This is a genomic window from Roseibium sp. M-1 (assembly GCF_054515675.1).
Genome location: NZ_CM137257.1, coordinates 3,429,261 through 3,447,227 on the forward strand (window position 1 = coordinate 3,429,261; position 17,967 = coordinate 3,447,227).

Sequence of the window (17,967 nt, forward strand, 5' to 3'; positions counted from 1 at the left end):
GTTGGCAAGAACGTAGGAAGCCGAAGGCCCGCCGTCAAGCCGATGTGCCGTCAGGACGCAAGCTTGCGAAAGTTTCTTCCAGGACGCTTGCGGGGATTTCCATCAGGGATGGCCCCGCCGTCCACAGAAGCTGCGCGGAAATCTCCCGTCCGGGGTAAATCTGCTTCAGCATTTCCCTGTAAACACAAAGCTGTGCGCGATATTCCAGCGGCACGTCGGCGCTTGAAGCCGGTGGATGGAGATTGGTCTTGTAATCCACAATCACCACCCGGTTTTCCTCAACCAGCAGCCGGTCGATCTGGCCGGAAATCTCCACTTCCGTACCGTCGCTCGCTCGAATCGTTCCGACCAAAGGCACCTCCGCGCGGGCATGGGGTGCAAAGAGCGCTGCAAATCGCGGCGCGTCCAGAATTGACGAAACCTCCTCCAGCAAAAAGCGCCGCCGGCCTTCGAATTCCGGTTTCAGAACCTGGCGCAGATAGGTCTGCGCCGCGGCCATGCGCTCACCCTCGGCAAGATCCGGCAGGAGCTCCAGCAGCCGGTGGATCAGGCGGCCGCGTTCCAGCGGCCAGGAGGCCGGATCCCTGCCCGCCTGAAGGCGCGAGACGGCCGGCACCGGCTCGATGCCCTCCTTTTCTTCCATCGCTTCGAAGGCTCTCGACGGCTGCAGGCGCTTTTTCTTCGGCAGAGGTTTGACCGGTGTCGTCAGCCAGGCCGGCAACGATACCTCGTCTTCGTTCGCGGGGCTGGCGGAGGCATGCCCCGCTGCAGAGAAAGCCGCAGTTCCACCACCTTCCTTTTGCCAACGCCAGGCTTTGAGCGAACCATCGGCCGCAGACAATTCCCGTGCCTCGGGCTTCAGCGCCCGCGAGACCATGGAATACCAGCAGTTCTCATGCGCACCGCGTTTCGGTTCCCAGCCGCAGACAATGAGCCGATCCTCGGCCCGGGTCAAAGCCACATAGAGCAGGCGCCGGTATTCCTCTTCCTGGGCTTCGCGCAGGGCATCGACGGCCTCGTCATGCCAGGGTGTGCGGTCCGCTTTTGGCGGCAGCCAGACCAGTGCCGGCGGCAGCAGGTCGTTTTCCAGCCTGCGGCGCGGCAGGAAAGCCGGATCGTGGATTGCGCTGACGGGCGCAGCGCCCGGATCGACCAGGATGACGATCCGCGCTTCCAGTCCCTTGGAGCCGTGCACGGTCATGATGCGGACCATGCCCTTGGTGTTGGTCAGTTCGCGCTTGATCTCGGTCGGTGCCGCCGCCATCCAGGCCAGGAACCCTTCGAGGCCCGGAGTGCCGGCCTGTTCATAGGCCATGGTCAGCGCCAGGAACTCATCCAGAACATCGTCCACTTCGACGCCAAGCCGCGCACGGAACGCCCGGCGGCCGCCATCGGCGCCAAGAAGCCGCGCGTAGAACTCGTAAGGCGGCACGAAATCGGCGCGCCCGCGCCAGTCTTCGAGCCTTGCGCGCACCGACTTCCACTTGTCCGAAGTATCGGACCGCTTGACCAGCATCTGCCAGAGCGTGCCCGGACGGACCCGCTCCGGCGTCTCGCGGGCGACCTCCAGAAGGTCCTCGTCGGTCAGGTCAAACAGCGGGCTCTTCAGCACGCAGGCAAGCGACAGGTCGTCTTCCGGCAGCAGCAGGAAACGGCCGAGGGCGGCGAGATCCTTGACGGCGATGTGGTCGGTCAGCACCAGCCGGTCGCTGCCGGCGGCCGGGATGTTCTGTTCCTTCAGTTCCCGGTTGAGTGCTTCGACAAAAGGGCCGCGCTTGCGGACCAGGATCATGACGTCGCCGGGATTGGCCTCCCCTTTGCGCATCCAGCCTGCAATTTCCGACGCGATCCGCTTCGCCAATTTCAGCATCGGGCTGCCGGAGCCGACATGATCGATCGGCTGGCGCCAGTCGTCCGGCTCGTCGATCTCGACTTCCGCTTCCAGCGGCCAGAGATCGACGATGCCGGGGTCGCGGCGGATCGCTTCGTGGACCGGCGCCTCGACGTTTTGCGACAGGCCGCGATGAGCGCTTTCGTCCTTGAACACCCTGTCGACAGCGCCGAGCACATCCGGTGTCGAGCGGAAGGAGAGCTGCAGGTTGACGGAATGGAATTCCAGGTCCGCGGCCTCGGCCCGGTCCTTGAATTCCCGCCGCATGGCATCGAAATAGGCCGGAACCGCCCCCTGGAATGAGTAGATCGACTGCTTCTCGTCGCCCACCGCGAACAGCGTCCGCACCCGCTCATGTGCACCGGTGCCGGCAAAGAACTCGGAAGCGAGCGAGGTGACCACATCCCACTGGCGCGGGCTGGTGTCCTGGGCTTCGTCAACGAGGATATGGTCGAGGCCCTGGTCGAGCTTGTACTGTACCCACTGGGCCGCATCGGATTTCTGCAGGAGAGTTGCCGTCTTGACGACCAGATCCTCGAAATCGAGATAGCCGCGCGCCGTCTTGGCGCGCTCGTAGTGGCCGATCACCGCATCGGCGAGGCGAAGCAGCGACGACGTTCCCTCGAAGGTCGCCACCTTGCGGCGTTCGTCCAGGAGGGCCATCAGCCGAAGCTGTTCTGCTTCGAGCGCTTCCATCATCTGCGGGAAGGTCTCGACGATCTTCTTGGTGCCAAGCGACTTGCGCGGTTCAAGTTTCGCCGTCAGGAAGATCGCCTGCCAGGCATCGCGGAAAGCGGATGGCGCGGTCAGCCGGATTGCCGCCTCCAGGTCGTCCGCCCTTGCTTGGTCAGTCTTTGCGCCCAGACGGAAGGCTTCGCCATAGGCAAGACAGGTGTTGAGATCGAACGGGCATTCGTCGCGGAAACGCAGGTCGAATTGGCCAAGCCGCTGGGACGCGTCGACCTCCAGAAGCCGCGCAAGTTCGGCAAGAGCCGTGTCGAGACCACCGGCGTCCACTGTCCAGCGGCGGAAGGCGTCGCGGCTCTGAATCAGTTCGTCCAGCGCCTTCTGCGCCCCGCCGTCGCTCATCAGGTCGATGATGGAGGCAAGTGCGCGGCCGAAAGCACTCTCCGGATCCATCTCGGCCGCGTGAAGCACGGTGGCGCGGGATTCCGCCATCAATTCGGCCGCGACCCTGTCGTCCAGAACGGCGAAGTGCCCGGCGACATTTGCTTCCAGAGGAAACTGGTGCAGCAGGGATTCGCAGAAGCCGTGGATGGTCTGGATCTTCAGGCCGCCCGGGGTTTCCAGCGCACGGGCGAAAAGGCGTCTTGCCATGGCGACGCGGGCAGCACCCGGCGCGCTGCCCTCGATGTCCTGCAATTCCGCAGCAAGCGCCGCGTCGTCCCTGGTCACCCATTCACCGAGGATCTTGAAAACGCGAGTCGCCATTTCGGCGGCGGCGGCCTTGGTGAAGGTCAGGGCCAGAATGCGGGAGGGATCGGTGCCGTCGAGCAAGAGCCGCACCACCCGGCGCGACAACACGAAGGTCTTGCCGGAGCCGGCATTGGCACTCACCCAGGCGGATGCCTTCGGCCGCGAGGCACGGTCCTGACGTTCGCGGGTCAGCTCAGGGATCTGGAAACCGCTCATGCCGGTTCCTCCGATCCGAGCGCCCATTCCTGAGTGCGGGCGAGATGGTCGTAATCACCGTCCATTTGGCGCTCGCGCATGACCCGGGCGCGGGAGAGATAGCCCGTCTCGGGTTTCACGTAATGGGCAATCAGCTGTTCCAGCCGCGCCCACGCGTCCTCGACCAGATCCTCAAGCGCGGTGTCCTTCGGATTGCGCGGGGCCTCGATCACCGGCTCCGTGCCGCCCTTTAGCTGGAGGTAAAGCAGTTCGGAAACCGGGACATCCGCAGGCACGTCCTTGAAGCCGAAGCGCCGGATCATCGCGGCTTCCAGCGGCAACTGAGGCGATAGCAGCGCATCGACCTGTTTTTGAGACGGCACCTGCCCGGTCTTGTAGTCGATCACCGAGAGGCCGCCATTCGTCAGAAGATCGATCCGGTCGGCCCGGCCGCGCAGACGGAAATCAAACCCGGGCAGCTTGAGCTCGACGCCGCCACCGATCTCCAGGAACCGTTTATCCAGCAGAGGCGCACGCCGTGCTTCATAGGCAACGAAACCGGCGGCTATCTTCTGGAAGCGGGGCCACCACAGGGCCCGGATTGCCGGGAAGGCATCGAGCGGTTCGAACAGCTCCTCGCCGATCTCCGTCAGCGCCGTCACTGCGTTGTCGTCGAAGGGACCCGTCCAGGTCAGCAGGAAATCGGCCAGGGCATCGTGGATGAGGTTGCCCTTGTCGGCTGCACCCGGCTCGCCGCCGATGGGATCAACCGGCTGCAGGTCCAGGACATGGCGGGCGAAGATCGCGTAAGGGTCGCGGATCAGCCGCTCGATCTCGGTGATCGAGAGCGACTTCGGCCGCGCCGCCAGCTCGGGCCTCGGCTGCGGCCGGCTCGCGGGCCGCACCGGTCCGTCCGGCCTGTCGAGTTGGGAGGCAAGGCGCGAATAGATGGCGCCGCGCTGTTCCAGCACCTTCGTCAACTCGCCACCTGCCAGGGTCGTCAAGCGCTGCAGCCAGCGGGAGGCGACGGTGGGCGCGCCATCGGAACGTGCTGCCCGGGAGAGCAGGACGCGGGCAGCACCCATCCCTTGAACGAAATCATGGGCCGCGGCACCGAGGCGGCGTTCCGGCGGCTCCAGCCCCATGTCCCGTTTCATCGGCCGGTTGAGCCAGGGGTCGTTGCGAGTGCGTTGCGGCCAGATGCCCTCGTTGAGCCCGCCCAGGATGACGAAGTCGAAGGCCTGAAGCCGCGCTTCCATGGGACCTAAGATCTGGACCCGCTGGTCTCCCGGCAGTCTGCGCCGCACCGCCTGACCGGACATCAGCGCCGGCAGCACGGAGGGCCATTCGCCGGGCGGGATTTCCAAACCGCTCGACCCGGCCTCCAGAAGGCCGGTCAGAAACTGCGCCAAAGCCTCGCCGGGCTCGCCCGCATAAAGCTCGGCGAAGGAGCCTGCATCGTCGGTCGCGACAGCTTCCACCACGTCGACATGGAGCCGGGCAAGATTGGTCACGGAGACCGGCTCAGCGTTGCCTGCAAGATCTTCCAGCGGCTTCAACGCGGCCGCCAGCCGGTCGACAAGCCCGGCGATCACCTCCCAGTCCGCTTCGTGGATCTTTTTCCAGCGCGGCGTATGCGCATCTTCCGCCGCCTGCCTGCTTGCCTCGACCGCCTGCCGCAGGCCGTCCGTGCCTGTGCGGGCTCTTGGGCCACGGATAACGCCGCGCTCAAGCGCGCGGGCAGCAGACCGGATGTCCTTTACCGGCAAACCAAGCCGGGTCAGCGGATGCTTCAAAAGCGCCAGCAGGTCGATGGGCTCGCAACCGCTCAGCGCCAGTTTCGCAGCAAGGATCGCAAGGATGGCCGGGGCCGTCTGGTCGAGCGGCTTGCCGGCACTGTCGTCGACCTGGATGTTCCAGCGCGCCAGTTCGGCAGCCACGCGGCGGGTCAGCATCCGGTCGGGCGAGATCAGCGCAGCGGCCTGCCCGCGCTCGATTGCCTCGCGCAGCGCGATCGCGACGCTCAAGGCCTCATCCGCTTCGTTGCGGGCGGTCATGAGGGCGACATTTGCCAGCGCTTCCGCCCTGTCGGTCTCAGGCCGCTTGTCCAGATACCCCGTCCAGCCATCGGAGGTATCGGCCGGTCGCAGCGCCTCGGAGACAAGTTCTTCGCGCAGCAGCATCTCCCGGGACGGTTCCGGGCCGAGCGTTGCGACATCCGTGCGGGTCACGCCAAGGCGGCCGAGAAGCTGCTTCAGGGAATATTGCGGATGGGAGGGCAGTGTCGCCAGGTCCTTGAGACCCGGTTTGCGCGGCGCGGCAGCTTTCCGCGAACGCTCCCCCAGCGCCAGCCACGAGCGGTCGTCCAGAAAGCGGTCGAGACCCGGCAGCACGATGACACCGGTCTCGAGCCCGGCAACCACCTTCAGCAGCTCCGCCGTTGCCGGCACCGAGCCGGTGACACCGGCGACGATGACGGGGCCGCGCGGCGGCGTGTGGGCGAGGCGCTCGGCCTCACGGCGGATCAGTGCCGAGCGCCGGGCTTTCGGGTCCATCTGCTTCAGCTCGACCAGATGCGCCGGCCAGGCGGCCTGCACGATCTGCAGGAAGTCCAGCGTGATCTGCCAGTAGCGGGCATGGTCTTCCGGAACCAGGCCAGAGAGTTCCGACCAGTCGGCTTCCTCGGTCTCCACCTCGTCCATCAGCGTCAGCAGGTCGGCGGCAAGCCAGGCAGCATCGGCGGTGGAAGCCGGCAGGCCGAGCGGTTCGTCGGATCGGAGGCTGAGCGCTTCCCGGCGCAGCATGCCCTTCCAGGCTTTCACAAGCCGCGTCATCGCAAGATGACGTTCCAGCAGGGGCATGGCAGGCGGCAGCGGTTCCAGATCCGCATTGCCGGTGAGGCCCTGTGCATCCTCGTCGGCATCGCCCACCGGCCGGATAACCGGCAACAGCACGGGCTTTCCCTCAAAACGTTGCTGGAACAGCTCCGGCAAAAGCCGCGCCGCGCGCCGCGTCGGCAGGTAAAGCGTTGCCCCTGCCAACAGCAGCGGATCGTCCAGCGGCCGGAAGCCGGGGCTCAGCGTGCCGTCGACCAGCGCCTCGACAAGGGTTTTGAGAAAGGGAACGGACGGAGGAACGGACCAGAGATGCGCGTGGCCGGGCATCCTCAGGCGGCACTCTCACGCACGGCATATTCTGCTGCGTGGATCGCTTCCGGTGTGCCGATGTGCAGCCACAGGCCTTCCATCTGAACGCCGAACAGGCGGCCCTTCTCGATGGCCCGGTCGAAGAGCACATTCATCGAGAACGGTCCTTCCGGGGTATCTTCAAAGAGGCGTGGATGCAGGATCGTCGCTCCGGCATAGGCGAAAGGTGTCACGCCTTTTTCCAGGCGGCGCGTCAGAGAGCCGTCGCGCGCCATGTCGAAATCGCCGCGGCCGGAATAGCCGACCGCCTTGACGGTCTCGGCGACGAGCAGCAGCGCGTCCATGCGGCTCTCGTCCCAGGCCTCGATCATGTGCTCCAGGTTCGGCTTGACGCCCTCGATCCAGTAGCAGGTGTCTGCGTTGAGCTGGAAGAACGGTTCCTCCCCCAGAAGCGGCAGCGCCTTCTTGATGCCGCCGCCGGTTTCCAGAAGCTGCTCGCGTTCATTGGAGATAAGAATGTCCATGTCCTTGCGGTGACGGACATGAACCTCCACCAGGTCGGCGAGATAGTGCACGTTGACGACACAGGTCTTCACGCCGGCGGCTGCGAGCCGGTCCATGCCATGGTCGATCAGTGCCTGGCCGTTGACTTCGATCAGGGGCTTGGGCGTCGTCGCCGTCAGCGGACGCATGCGCTTGCCGAGGCCGGCGGCCAGGATCATGGCTTTGGAGGGGCGGAACCGCGTGTCTGTCATTATCGTTTCTCAAATTGGCGACCGGCCGGGGTCGGCGACTCAGGTCAGCGACTCAGGGCCGGAAACGAGCATACCAGCTTTTCAAATCCGGCAGACCGGGCCTGTCAAGCACCCGGTCCAGATAGCTTTCCATGCGCGGCAAAAGGCCAAGATAAGCCGGCTTATGATCGCGCCTCGCAAGCCGCACGAAGATGCCGAGGATCTTCGTAATCCTCTGTGCCGCCATGATGGCATAGGCACGTGAAAAGCCGGCTTCGTCAAAGCCCGGGGTCTGCATTTTCCTTGCCGAGACATAAGCATCATAAAGCTCCGTTTCCAGAGCTTCGGTCATGTCCGTGCGTGCGTCCAGACACAGGGCCGCGACGTCATAGGCGACCGCCCCGATCACCGTGTCCTGAAAGTCGATCAGGCCGATCCGGTCCGTGCCTGACGCCCCTTGCTGCCAGAGCAGGTTGGGGGAATGGAAATCGCGCAGCACCCAGCCGGTCTCGGCATCCCCGATCGACCGCAGAGCCGTTCGCCAGAGCGTTTCGAACTCTTGCACCAGGCCCGCGTCCGCGGGTTTTCCGGTCATCTCCGGCACATACCAGTCGGTGAAAAGCGAAGCTTCGGCGACCAGAGCGTCAATGGAATAGGACGGGACCCGGTAGATATCGCCATCTTCAAGCGTCACCGTCTCCGGCCAGCTCTCGCCATGCATCTTCGCCAGTATGTCGACTGCGGCGTGATAGCGCTCCGGAACCGGTTTGCCGTCGACGACAATTGTTTCCCGGCCGAGATCGGAAGACAGAATAAATCCTGCTTCCAGATCCGCCGCGAGGATCTCCGGGGCAAGCAGACCGTGACGGCGCAGTTCCGAGCCGACGGCAGCCACGGCGCGGCTGCTTTGCGCCAGATGCACCTTTGCCATGTAGGCCCGGACCGCTTCGGATACAGAAGTGCCCTGGAACGGCCAGCGCATCAGGACAGCACGGCGCGCTCCGACTTCGACAGTCTCGAAACTGCGCAAGGACGCATCGCCCGCCAGAAACCGGCGTTCGGCACCGGCAAAATCCGTCGATTGCAGGAATGCGCGTGTCGCCAGCGTCTGGGCAATCCGGTCCGGCCAGGCGGGGTTTTCGGAGGCGAAGGTGAAGCTGCGCCGGTCACCGTCCTCGTCCGGCTGCGTGATCTGGATCCAGAGAGCGTTTCCAGGCAGGAGTTCGCCGCCCTTTTCCGGCCACTCGATCAGTGCCGCACCGGTTTCCAGAAGATCGTCCAGGCCAAGCTCTTCCAGCTCTTCCGGTTCTTCCAGCCGGTAGAGATCGAAATGGGAGAGGTCGAAGCGATCGAGCGCATAGGTCTGGACCAGGGTGAAGGTCGGGCTCGGCACTTCAAGTTCGGGATCGCCGGCAAAGGCCCGGATCAAGGCGCGGGTGAAGGTGGACTTGCCGGCGCCGAGATCACCGGAAAGGCAGACCGTGTCGCCGGGCCGCAGCGCCATGGCAATATCATTGGCAATCTGCCTGGTGCCGGCTTCGTCGGCGATCTCTATTATCTGGAAAGCACCCGTCAGGGTCTGCAAGGCATGGTCGTCCATGAGGCGCCTACTCGGCCGCTGCCTGGTCTGCCAGTTCGGGCCGTGCCGGGAAGACGCAGGTCACCGTGGTGCCCTTGCCCTCGGCGGACTGGATGTCGACCGTGCCGCCGTGCAGTTCGACGAAGCTCTTGACGATGGCAAGGCCGAGGCCTGCGCCCTGACGGCGGGCGCCGGTGTCGTGGCCGACAAAGCGGTTGAAGACCTGGGTCAGGATTTCCGCCGGAATGCCGTAGCCATGATCCTGAACGATGAAGGTGACGTGGTCTTCTTCCCGCTTGCAGCTGACATCGACAACACCGTCCGGCTCGGAATAGCGCACGGCGTTGGAGATCAGGTTGAAGAGCACCTGGCGCAGGCGCTTCTCGTCGGCGACCATCATGCCGATGTCGTCCGGCACATGGGTGCGCAGGTTGATGCGCGCTTCGGCGATCCGGTCCTTCAGGCCCTCGACTGCGGCCGAAACCGTGGAGGCGACATCGACCTCGCCGAGGTCCAGCTCCATGATGCCGGCGTCGAGCGTCGCCAGATCCAGAATGTCGTTGATGATGGCCAGCAGAGCAGAGGACGACGACTGGATATAGTCGGCATATTCGCCCTGCTTTTCGGACAAGTCGCCGAATTTCGGATCGGCCAGCAGCTGGGCGAAGCCGATGATGTTCGTCAGCGGCGAACGCAGTTCGTAGGAAACGTGCTGGATGAAGGCGTTCTTGATCTGGTCGGCCTGTTGCAGCGCCTCGTTCTTTTCCAGAAGTGCGCGCTCCACGTTGACGCTGTCGGTGACGTCGACAAATGTCACCAGCGTGCCGCCGTCCGGCAACGGAACCGTGGCGTAGTCCAGCACGTCGCCATTGTGGCGCTCCAGGCGGCTGACCTTCTGGGTGCGGTTGTCGAGAAGACCGGTCACATTGCCGGCAAGCTGTTCCCAGGCCTCACGCTCGATGTCGTTCAGCGTACAGGCCGAGACCACTTCCTTGACATGCGGCAGTTCGGACAACTGGTCTTCTTCCAGACCCCAGATGCGGCCGAAGGCCGGATTCCACAGGCGCAAGCGGCCATCGGAGCCGAACACGGCGACGGCTTCGGACAGATTGTCGAGCGTTTCGCCCTGGACCCGTGTCAGCGCATTGTAACGGCTTTCAAGGTCCAGCTGCTCGGTGACATTCTCGTAGATATAGGTGACGCCGCCCTGCGGATGCGGATTGGCGATGACGCGCAGCGTGCGGCCGTCCGGCAGGTGCCACCAGCTTTCGCGTGCTTCCAGCGACTGGTAGCTGTCGAGCATCTTGTTGCGCCAGACCCGGTAGTCGACCTGCTCGGGCAGCTTGCGGGAGGCGCGCAGGGCATCGAGCACAGCGCCATCTTCCGGGCGGCTTTCAAGGAAGGACGGTTCGAGATCCCAGAGTTGCTGGAAGGCGGCATTATAGAACTGCAGCTTGCGTTCAGCGCTGTAGATGGCGACGGCAGCGGCCAGTTGGTCGAGCGTACGGCCGTGGAAATCCTCGGCGCGGCCGAGTTCCTTCTGCGCCTGTTCCAGTTCGCTGATGTCGACGGCAATGCCGGCACCGCCGACATTGGCGTTGACATCGGTGACCTCGAACACACAGCGTTCGCCGGAGGCAACGATCGGAATACGCGCGTTGAAGCAGCCGTCCTCGTTGCGCTGCACGGCCATGGCCGTGCGGGCGGCGGCGTCAAGGAAGGTCGCGCCTTCCTTGATTGCGCTGTCGGCATCCGGCATGTCGACGGCTTCCGCATAGGCCTGGTTGGCCCAGATGAGATTGCCTTCCGCATCGCGCTGCCAGGCGGGCGCGGGCATTGCATCCAGCAGGGCATGCAGCATGTGCAGCTCGCCGGAAATGCGGGCGTTGCGGGCGGCGAGTTCCGCCTGCATCTGCCGTTCGCCGGTGAGGTCCCGCAGGCGCAGGACAACGGCGCCGCCTGTGGTGCGGCCAAGCGCTTCCACATAGGTGCCGGTGCGGGTCTTCAAGGTGGTGGTAAAGGCTTCGCCGGTGCGGAACAGCATGTCGAGATGGCGTTCCAGATCGCCTGCACACTTGGCCGTCAGCCAGCTGCCGAAAGCCAGCAATTGCGCAGGCGGGCGCGGCACGCCGGATTTTTCCGGCAGGATGCCCCAGATCTGCGGCATGGCGCCGTTGCCAGTCCACACGATCACCCGCTGCTCGTCGGTGTTGAGCATGGCTTCCAGACGGTCGACGCGGAACTTGAGGTCGCTCTTTTCCTTTTCCAGCGTCCCGGTGAGCTGGGCGGACTGCTTGCGCAGGCGCACGAGCGCCACGGCGGCCGTGATGGCGAAGGCACACATACCGCCTAACGCACCAAAGAGAATCATGCTATCGGGAGAAATGGCAGCGGTCGTATCGGCGAGCATACTGGCCGCCGCAGCCCCGCATGACAGGCTCCAGCCTGCCAGCGCGGTTCCACCGAGCTTGACCGATTTCAGACTCCAATCTCGCCACGCCGCGCGTGGCCGCGCGTCGTCCCTGCCGCCTATCGGCATTCCATGATCCCCTTGTGCCGCCTTGCCCTGTTCTTGCGGGCCGCAGCTCCCGGTTTCTGGGAGCAAATCAAAGACATCCGCCTCCTGGCCTTTGATTCGTCTAAACCATAACCTTTTTGAGAATCACGCAGAAGAGTCCGTTATTGAAAAGTTAACAGGACCCTTAAAATTGGAGGGTCCTGCTTTTTTTTGTTCACAGAGCCGAATCGGGGCGCTCACTACATCTAGTGGTACCCCTCTCCGAAATCAGTATTTGTAGTGTTCGGACTTGAACGGACCGGACTTATTAATCCCCAGATATTGAGATTGGTCGTCCGACAATTCGGTTAACGTCACGCCGAGTTTCTCCAGATGCAGGCGCGCGACCTTTTCATCCAGGTGCTTCGGCAGGACATAGACCTCGTTCTTGTACTGGTCGCCCTTGGAGAAGAGTTCGATCTGCGCCAGCACCTGGTTTGTGAAGCTGGCGGACATGACGAAGCTCGGGTGGCCCGTGGCGTTGCCGAGGTTCACGAGGCGGCCCTGGGAGAGCAGGATCATGCGCTTGCCATCCGGGAACACATACATGTCGACCTGGTCCTTGACCGGGCGGCGCTGGGTGTTCTTGAGGGAAGCAACCTGGATCTCGTTGTCGAAGTGGCCGATGTTGCAGACGATCGCCATGTCCTTCATGCCACGCATGTGGTCGAAGGTGATGATGTCCTTGTTGCCGGTCGCGGTAACGTAGATATCGCCTTCCGGCAGCGCCTGCTCGATGGTCTTGACTTCATAGCCGTCCATGGAGGCCTGCAGGGCGCAGATCGGGTCGATTTCGGTGACGATGACGCGGGCGCCGGCACCGGCCAGCGACTGGGCGGAGCCCTTGCCGACATCGCCGTAACCGCAGACCACGGCAACCTTGCCCGACATCATGACATCGGTGCCGCGGCGGATGCCGTCGACGAGGGATTCACGGCAGCCGTAGCGGTTGTCGAACTTGGACTTGGTGACGCTGTCGTTGACGTTGATCGCCGGGAACGGCAGCTGGCCCTTCTTCTGCATTTCATAAAGACGCAGAACGCCCGTGGTGGTTTCTTCAGAGACGCCCTGGATCAGGTCGCGCTGCTTGGTGAACCAGCCCGGGTTGGCGGCAAGGCGCTTCTTGATCTGCGCGAAGAGGCATTCTTCCTCTTCCGACTTCGGATTCTCGATCAGGCTCGTTTCACCGGCTTCGACACGGGCGCCGAGCAGGATGTAGAGCGTGGCGTCGCCGCCATCGTCGAGGATCATGTTTGCGCCTTCGGGGAAGTCGAAGATCTTGTCCGCGTAATCCCAGTATTCTTCCAGCGTCTCGCCCTTGACGGCGAAGACCGGAATGCCGGCGGCGGCAATCGCGGCGGCTGCCTGGTCCTGGGTGGAGAAGATATTGCACGATGCCCAGCGGACTTCTGCACCGAGAGCCACCAAGGTCTCGATCAGAACGGCGGTCTGGATGGTCATGTGCAGCGAGCCGGCGATGCGGGCACCCTTCAGCGGCTTGCTTTCACCGAATTCGGCGCGGCAGGCCATCAGGCCCGGCATTTCGTGTTCGGCGATTTCGATCTCGGTGCGGCCCCAGTCTGCGAGCCCGATGTCTTTGATAATGTAGTCGGTCATGAAAGTGTCCTGCTGTTGTGCCGCTTCCGGCGTCAGGCCTTGAATGCAGCCGTCTTGACGATCGAATGCCCTGAAGGCATCCGGACGGCCACGGGTCGACATCCGGCGGACCCGGACATCGTTGGCTGGCGTTATAGCGTCAGGAATGAAATCACGCAATAAAGATATAAAGAATTCTTTATATCATGTGCTCGCCAGGTTCTATCTGTAGAGATCCGCGCGCGTCGGCGGCATGCCGGACGTGCCCTTGGTGCGGCGGGAGGAAACCGTCTGGAAGATATTGATGGAACCGCGTTCGAAGCCGAGCGAGACACCGATGAGGTAGGCGAGCCAGAGGCGGTACTTGTGCTCGCCGATCTCGGCAATGGCCGCGTCCTTCACCTGCATCAGGTTCTCGGCCCACAGCCGCGTGGTGCGGGCATAGTGCTCGCGCCAGGCCTCGACATCGTGCACCTCGAAACCGTGGGCCTCCAGATTGGTCAGCGTCCAGCCGATATGGTCGACCTCACCGCCCGGAAAGATATAGCGTACCAGCGCCTGGTATTCCGGCTTCTTGCGGCGGAAGGCTTTCAGGTCCTTTCTGCCGCGGCGGGTGATGGCGTGGTGCAGGTAAAGCCCGCGCGGCTTCAGGAGCCGGTGCACGCTCTGGAAATAATTGTCGTAATTGTCGAGCCCGACCGCCTCGAACATGCCGATCGACGAGATCTTGTCGAACTGGCCGCTCTTCAGGTCGTGGTAGTCGACAAGCTGCACGGAGACCTTGTCCTCAAGGCCGCGCTCCCGGATGCGTTCCTCGGCCAGCTTCAGCTGTTCCTCGGCAAGGGTCACGCCGAGCGCAGTGACACCATAATGCTCCGCCGCATGGCAGATCAGCGCGCCCCAGCCGCAGCCGATATCGAGCATACGCTCGCCCGGCTTCAGCCGCAGCTTGCGGCAGATCATGTCGAGCTTGTCTTTCTGGGCCGTGGCAAGGTCGTTCGACCAGTCCGTGAAATAGGCGCAGGTATAGACCATCTCGGGATCGAGAAAGAGCCGGTAGAAATCATTGGAGACGTCGTAATGAAACGCGATGTCGTCCTTGCGGCTGCCGGAACTGCGGTCCGCCGCCTCACCGGCATCGAGCCCCCCGGGATCGGCCGATGCCTTGGCGCTGCCGGCCCCGCGCCACAGGGTGAAGGCGTTTTTCAGAAGAAGCGACTTGTTGAGGCGCTTGCGGATCTCACGCCATTTCAGCGACGGGCGTCTTTCTGCAAAGTCGAAAATGCTGCCGCCGCGGGGGTCGATGTCGCCGTTGGCATAAAGATCGATCACCGTCTTGATCTTCGGCCTGCGCAACAGCCGTGTCAGCGATGTCTGGGACAGCGCCAGCCGGAGGCCATCGTCCGGGGCGTCTGCCGGAATGCGCGTTCCGTCCCACAGCTCGAACGCGAATTGCAGCTCCAGGGCCTGGTGCACATGGCCGAGCGCACTGCGCGCAGCGTCGATCAACCGGTCCTGAGAATGGCTCGCCATATCGGTCCCCGTTTGCAGGTAAGGAAGTGACCGACGCCGGGAAAAATGGGGGATCGGCCGTTGCGGACTATGTCACGGCATCGTGGCGGCGACTGTGGGTAAAATCAATCTTCTTCGCCGAAGCCGCTCTCGACCAGTTCGGAGATAGCGGCCAGGGCCACGTCGGCATCGGAGCCTGAGACGCTGACCCGGATGCAGCAGCCGGGGCTGGCGGCGAGCATCATGAGGCCCATGATCGAGGTGCCGCCGACGGTCTGCCCGTCCTTCGACACCTGCACGTCCGCGGTGAAGGTTTCGACCAGTTTTACAAGCTTGGCGGAGGCCCGGGCATGCAGGCCACGCCGGTTGACGATGGTCAGGTCTTTTTCGAACACGGTCTGGGCTGTCATTCTTCGTCAGTTCTGTCCCGACAGCACCTGACTGGCAACGGAAATGTATTTCTGGCCGGCCTGGCGGGCTTCGTCGACCGCTTCCGCGAGGTCGCGGTCGGAGCGCACGCTGGCCAGCTTGATAAGCATCGGCAGATTGACGCCCGCCACCACTTCGACGGACTTGCTGTCCATGACCGAGATGGCAAGGTTCGACGGCGTGCCGCCGAACATGTCCGTCAACAGCACCACGCCCTGGCCGGAATTGGCCGCTTCCACCGCCGCCAGAATATCCTGGCGCCGCTGTTCCATGTCGTCATCGGGGCCGATGGAAATGGTTTCGACCTGTTCCTGGGGACCGACGACATGTTCCAGCGCTGCCTTGAATTCTTCGGCGAGGCGCCCATGGGTCACAAGTACAAGTCCGATCATGCGTCAGTTGGCCTGATTATCGAGTGCGGTGAGCTCAGTCCCGTTCCCTTTCGGGACCGGTCGGGAGCCGGGCGTTTATCAGTCAGATGCACTCTCTTCAACCGTTTCGTCAGTTGCAAGTAAAAAACGTCCGCGCTGCCTCAAATATAATCGGGCGTCCCCGGGAAGAGATGACGGAAAGCCCAGCGAATCAGCCGCAAGGAATGCCCCGGCGCGGTTTGCGGGCAGATAATGACCGGCAGGCGCACACCTTGCAGGCAATCTTCGGCAAGGGGCGTTTCGGGCAGCCGCTCGATGTGGTCGTGAAGCGTCAGTTCGACGATGACGTGCACCTCGGCCGCCGCCAGGAAATCCGTATCGACCAGACCGAAACCGCGCAGTTCCATCCGCCCCTTGATGGTCTCCGGCACGTGGGCAACGAGCCGGTTGCCGGAGCCCTTCAGGTAAACGTAGTCGTCCGCGACCATCCGGCCGAGATTACCCCTTGCATGCGCGGCTTCGACCAGGACGTCCGCCAGCGAAGACTTGCCGCTGCCCGAGCCGCCGCGGATCAGGATGCCGCGCGTTCCGACGACAACACAATCGGCGTGGACGGCCGGACCTGACGGCTCGTATGTCACTTGGTCTGTCCGGCCGGCAGATAGATGGTGAAGCGGGCGCCGGCGATCTTCTTGGACCCATCCGCCTGGGGCTCGAGCCGGTTGGTGGCGGTGATGGTGCCGCCATGGGCCTCGATGATCTGCCGCGAAATCGAGAGGCCGAGACCGGAGTTGTTGCCGAAGCCCTCGCCGTCGGGCCGGTCGGTATAGAAGCGTTCGAAAATGCGCTCGGTGTTTTCCGCCCGGATGCCCGGGCCGTCGTCATCCACCATGATCTTGATCATCCGCCCTTCGCGGCTGAGATCTACACGCACGGTGCCCTCAGTGGGCGAGAAGGAGCGGGCATTGTCCAGGAGATTGCTGACCACCTGGCCAAGGCGGATGTCGTGGCCCTGCATGTGATAGGGCTTGGAGCCAGCCGCATCGGCGACCGCCAGCTTGACGCCGGCTTCATCGGTGCCCGAGCGCTGGTTGGCGGCATTCGCCATGTTGCGCAGAAGTTCAGCCAGATCGATGGGCTCTGCCTGGATGCGGGCCAGTTCCGCGTCGAGACGGGAGGCGTCGGAAATGTCGCTGATCAGGCGATCGAGGCGGCGCACGTCGTGCTGGATCACCTCCATCAGCCGGTCCTGCGAATTCTTGGACTTGGCGAGCGGCAGCGTTTCCACCGCGCTGCGAAGCGAAGTGAGCGGGTTTTTCAGCTCATGGGCGACGTCGGCCGCAAACTGCTCGATAGCGTCGATCTTGTCGTAAAGGGCATGCGTCATCTCGCGGAAGGCCCGGGCCAGGTGGCCGATCTCGTCCTGGCGGTCGGAAAAGTCCGGAATTTCCTCGCGCGAGTTCGACCCCCTGCGGACCCGGTCGGCTGCGGCGGCAAGGCGGCGGACGGGACCGGCGATCGTGCCTGCAAGCAAGATCGACAGAAGGATCGTCACGGTGGCGGCGAACAGGAAGACGCGGATGATGGCGATGCGTTCGGCCCTGACGATCGCGTCGATGTCGCCGCCCTGGGTCGACAGCAACAGTGCGCCGAGGACCGCCCGGAAACGCTGGATCGGCACGGAGACGGAGACGATCAGTTCACCGCGCTGGGAAATACGGGTCACGCTGGCGGGCGAGCCGGCAAGGGCTGCCTCGACCTCCGGATAGGCGCGGCCGTCACCGCCGCCGACTTCCTGATAGATCGGCAGGTCCCCCTGGCGCAACCAGCGCTTGAGCCATTGCCACGCTGAGTCCCAGAAGCCCTCTTCCTCCGCCGTCGGCGGCGGCAGGTCGAAGCGCAGGATCTGGGCATTGGTATAAAGGTGGCGGCTGTCGAGGATCAGGATGCCTTCCGGATCATAGATCCGGGCGCGGGTCTTGGTCGGTGAGATCAGCCGGCGCAGAACCGGTCCAACCCGTTCCGGGTTGATCGGAAAGTCGAGACTTTCCAGATCCTCCTGGGTCGGGGTGACGCTTTCGCCCGCCTGAAGTTGAAGCAGCCGCTCCGGATCGACGGTGATGGTGCCCGTATCGACCGTGGCAGAAGCGGCAATCGCCCCGGCAATGATCTCGCCCTGGGTCAGAAGGCTCTGGACGCGTGCGTCGATCAGGCCGGCACGGAACTGGTTGAGATAGAGAATGCCGATCACGAGGGCGAGCAGGCCGACCAGGTTGATCGCAATGATCCGCCGCGTCAGCGACGACAGCACATAGGTGCCGAAGATGCGGCCGAGCTGGCTGAGGAGGCGCCGGCGGATGCGCTTGTTGCCGAGACGGCGCAGCTTCGAGCGCTCCGAACCGCCCTGCGGTTCAGCGACGAGATCGTCCGCGCTTTCGCTCTCAACTGCCATACGGGCTCACATTAAACCAACGGCTGCTCAAACGGTATCGGTTGAACAGCCGCTGACAGATTGCAGAG

The 17,967-nt window shown here is 63.7% G+C and carries 11 protein-coding genes; all 11 read right to left on the minus strand.

Going from position 1 to position 17,967, the window contains the following annotated elements:
• Positions 1 to 34 precede the first annotated feature (34 nt).
• Positions 35 to 3,544, minus strand: a complete 3,510-nt coding sequence (addA, locus tag ACX3M4_RS15455; protein ID WP_459353897.1) for a double-strand break repair helicase AddA — start codon at positions 3,542 to 3,544, stop codon at positions 35 to 37.
• Positions 3,541 to 6,687 (minus strand): double-strand break repair protein AddB, encoded by a 3,147-nt coding sequence (addB, locus tag ACX3M4_RS15460; protein WP_459353898.1) that lies wholly within the window; start codon positions 6,685 to 6,687, stop codon positions 3,541 to 3,543. Before addB ends, addA begins: the two co-directional genes overlap by 4 nt.
• Positions 6,688 to 6,689: 2 nt before the next feature.
• On the minus strand, positions 6,690 to 7,424 hold the full coding sequence (locus ACX3M4_RS15465) for a nucleotidyltransferase family protein (protein WP_459353899.1): 735 nt from the start codon (positions 7,422 to 7,424) through the stop codon (positions 6,690 to 6,692).
• 52 nt (positions 7,425 to 7,476) lie between these two features.
• Positions 7,477 to 9,003: a tRNA (adenosine(37)-N6)-threonylcarbamoyltransferase complex ATPase subunit type 1 TsaE gene (tsaE, locus tag ACX3M4_RS15470; protein ID WP_459353900.1), complete on the minus strand. Its 1,527-nt coding sequence runs from the start codon at positions 9,001 to 9,003 to the stop codon at positions 7,477 to 7,479.
• 7 nt (positions 9,004 to 9,010) lie between these two features.
• On the minus strand, positions 9,011 to 11,521 hold the full coding sequence (locus tag ACX3M4_RS15475) for a PAS domain-containing sensor histidine kinase (RefSeq protein WP_459353901.1): 2,511 nt from the start codon (positions 11,519 to 11,521) through the stop codon (positions 9,011 to 9,013).
• A gap of 246 nt (positions 11,522 to 11,767) precedes the next feature.
• Positions 11,768 to 13,156, minus strand: a complete 1,389-nt coding sequence (ahcY, locus tag ACX3M4_RS15480; protein ID WP_459353902.1) for an adenosylhomocysteinase — start codon at positions 13,154 to 13,156, stop codon at positions 11,768 to 11,770.
• A 201-nt stretch (positions 13,157 to 13,357) separates the two neighbouring features.
• Complete coding sequence (locus ACX3M4_RS15485; protein ID WP_459353903.1) at positions 13,358 to 14,668, minus strand: class I SAM-dependent methyltransferase; 1,311 nt, start codon at positions 14,666 to 14,668, stop codon at positions 13,358 to 13,360.
• 104 nt (positions 14,669 to 14,772) lie between these two features.
• Positions 14,773 to 15,057 carry an HPr family phosphocarrier protein gene (locus ACX3M4_RS15490; protein ID WP_459353904.1) on the minus strand — a complete coding sequence of 95 codons (285 nt, stop codon included), beginning with the start codon at positions 15,055 to 15,057 and terminating at the stop codon, positions 14,773 to 14,775.
• A 6-nt stretch (positions 15,058 to 15,063) separates the two neighbouring features.
• The gene (locus ACX3M4_RS15495; RefSeq protein ID WP_459353905.1) at positions 15,064 to 15,468 is read right to left on the minus strand and encodes a PTS sugar transporter subunit IIA; all 405 of its coding nucleotides are present in this window, start codon (positions 15,466 to 15,468) and stop codon (positions 15,064 to 15,066) included.
• A 140-nt stretch (positions 15,469 to 15,608) separates the two neighbouring features.
• On the minus strand, positions 15,609 to 16,088 hold the full coding sequence (locus ACX3M4_RS15500; protein ID WP_459353906.1) for an HPr kinase/phosphorylase: 480 nt from the start codon (positions 16,086 to 16,088) through the stop codon (positions 15,609 to 15,611).
• Entirely contained in the window at positions 16,085 to 17,899 is a 1,815-nt protein-coding gene (locus ACX3M4_RS15505; RefSeq protein WP_459353907.1) for a stimulus-sensing domain-containing protein, read from the minus strand. The genes ACX3M4_RS15500 and ACX3M4_RS15505 overlap by 4 nt, the downstream gene beginning before the upstream one ends.
• Positions 17,900 to 17,967 lie beyond the last annotated feature (68 nt).

Bases quoted from the DNA above. Each gene is read 5' to 3' on its own strand.
- addA (WP_459353897.1), bottom strand. From the start codon at position 3,544: ATGAGCGGTTTCCAGATCCCTGAGCTGACCCGCGAACGTCAGGACCGT.
- addB (WP_459353898.1), bottom strand. From the start codon at position 6,687: ATGCCCGGCCACGCGCATCTCTGGTCCGTTCCTCCGTCCGTTCCCTTT.
- ACX3M4_RS15465 (WP_459353899.1), bottom strand. From the start codon at position 7,424: ATGACAGACACGCGGTTCCGCCCCTCCAAAGCCATGATCCTGGCCGCC.
- tsaE (WP_459353900.1), bottom strand. From the start codon at position 9,003: ATGGACGACCATGCCTTGCAGACCCTGACGGGTGCTTTCCAGATAATA.
- ACX3M4_RS15475 (WP_459353901.1), bottom strand. From the start codon at position 11,521: ATGCCGATAGGCGGCAGGGACGACGCGCGGCCACGCGCGGCGTGGCGA.
- ahcY (WP_459353902.1), bottom strand. From the start codon at position 13,156: ATGACCGACTACATTATCAAAGACATCGGGCTCGCAGACTGGGGCCGC.
- ACX3M4_RS15485 (WP_459353903.1), bottom strand. From the start codon at position 14,668: ATGGCGAGCCATTCTCAGGACCGGTTGATCGACGCTGCGCGCAGTGCG.
- ACX3M4_RS15490 (WP_459353904.1), bottom strand. From the start codon at position 15,057: ATGACAGCCCAGACCGTGTTCGAAAAAGACCTGACCATCGTCAACCGG.
- ACX3M4_RS15495 (WP_459353905.1), bottom strand. From the start codon at position 15,468: ATGATCGGACTTGTACTTGTGACCCATGGGCGCCTCGCCGAAGAATTC.
- ACX3M4_RS15505 (WP_459353907.1), bottom strand. From the start codon at position 17,899: ATGGCAGTTGAGAGCGAAAGCGCGGACGATCTCGTCGCTGAACCGCAG.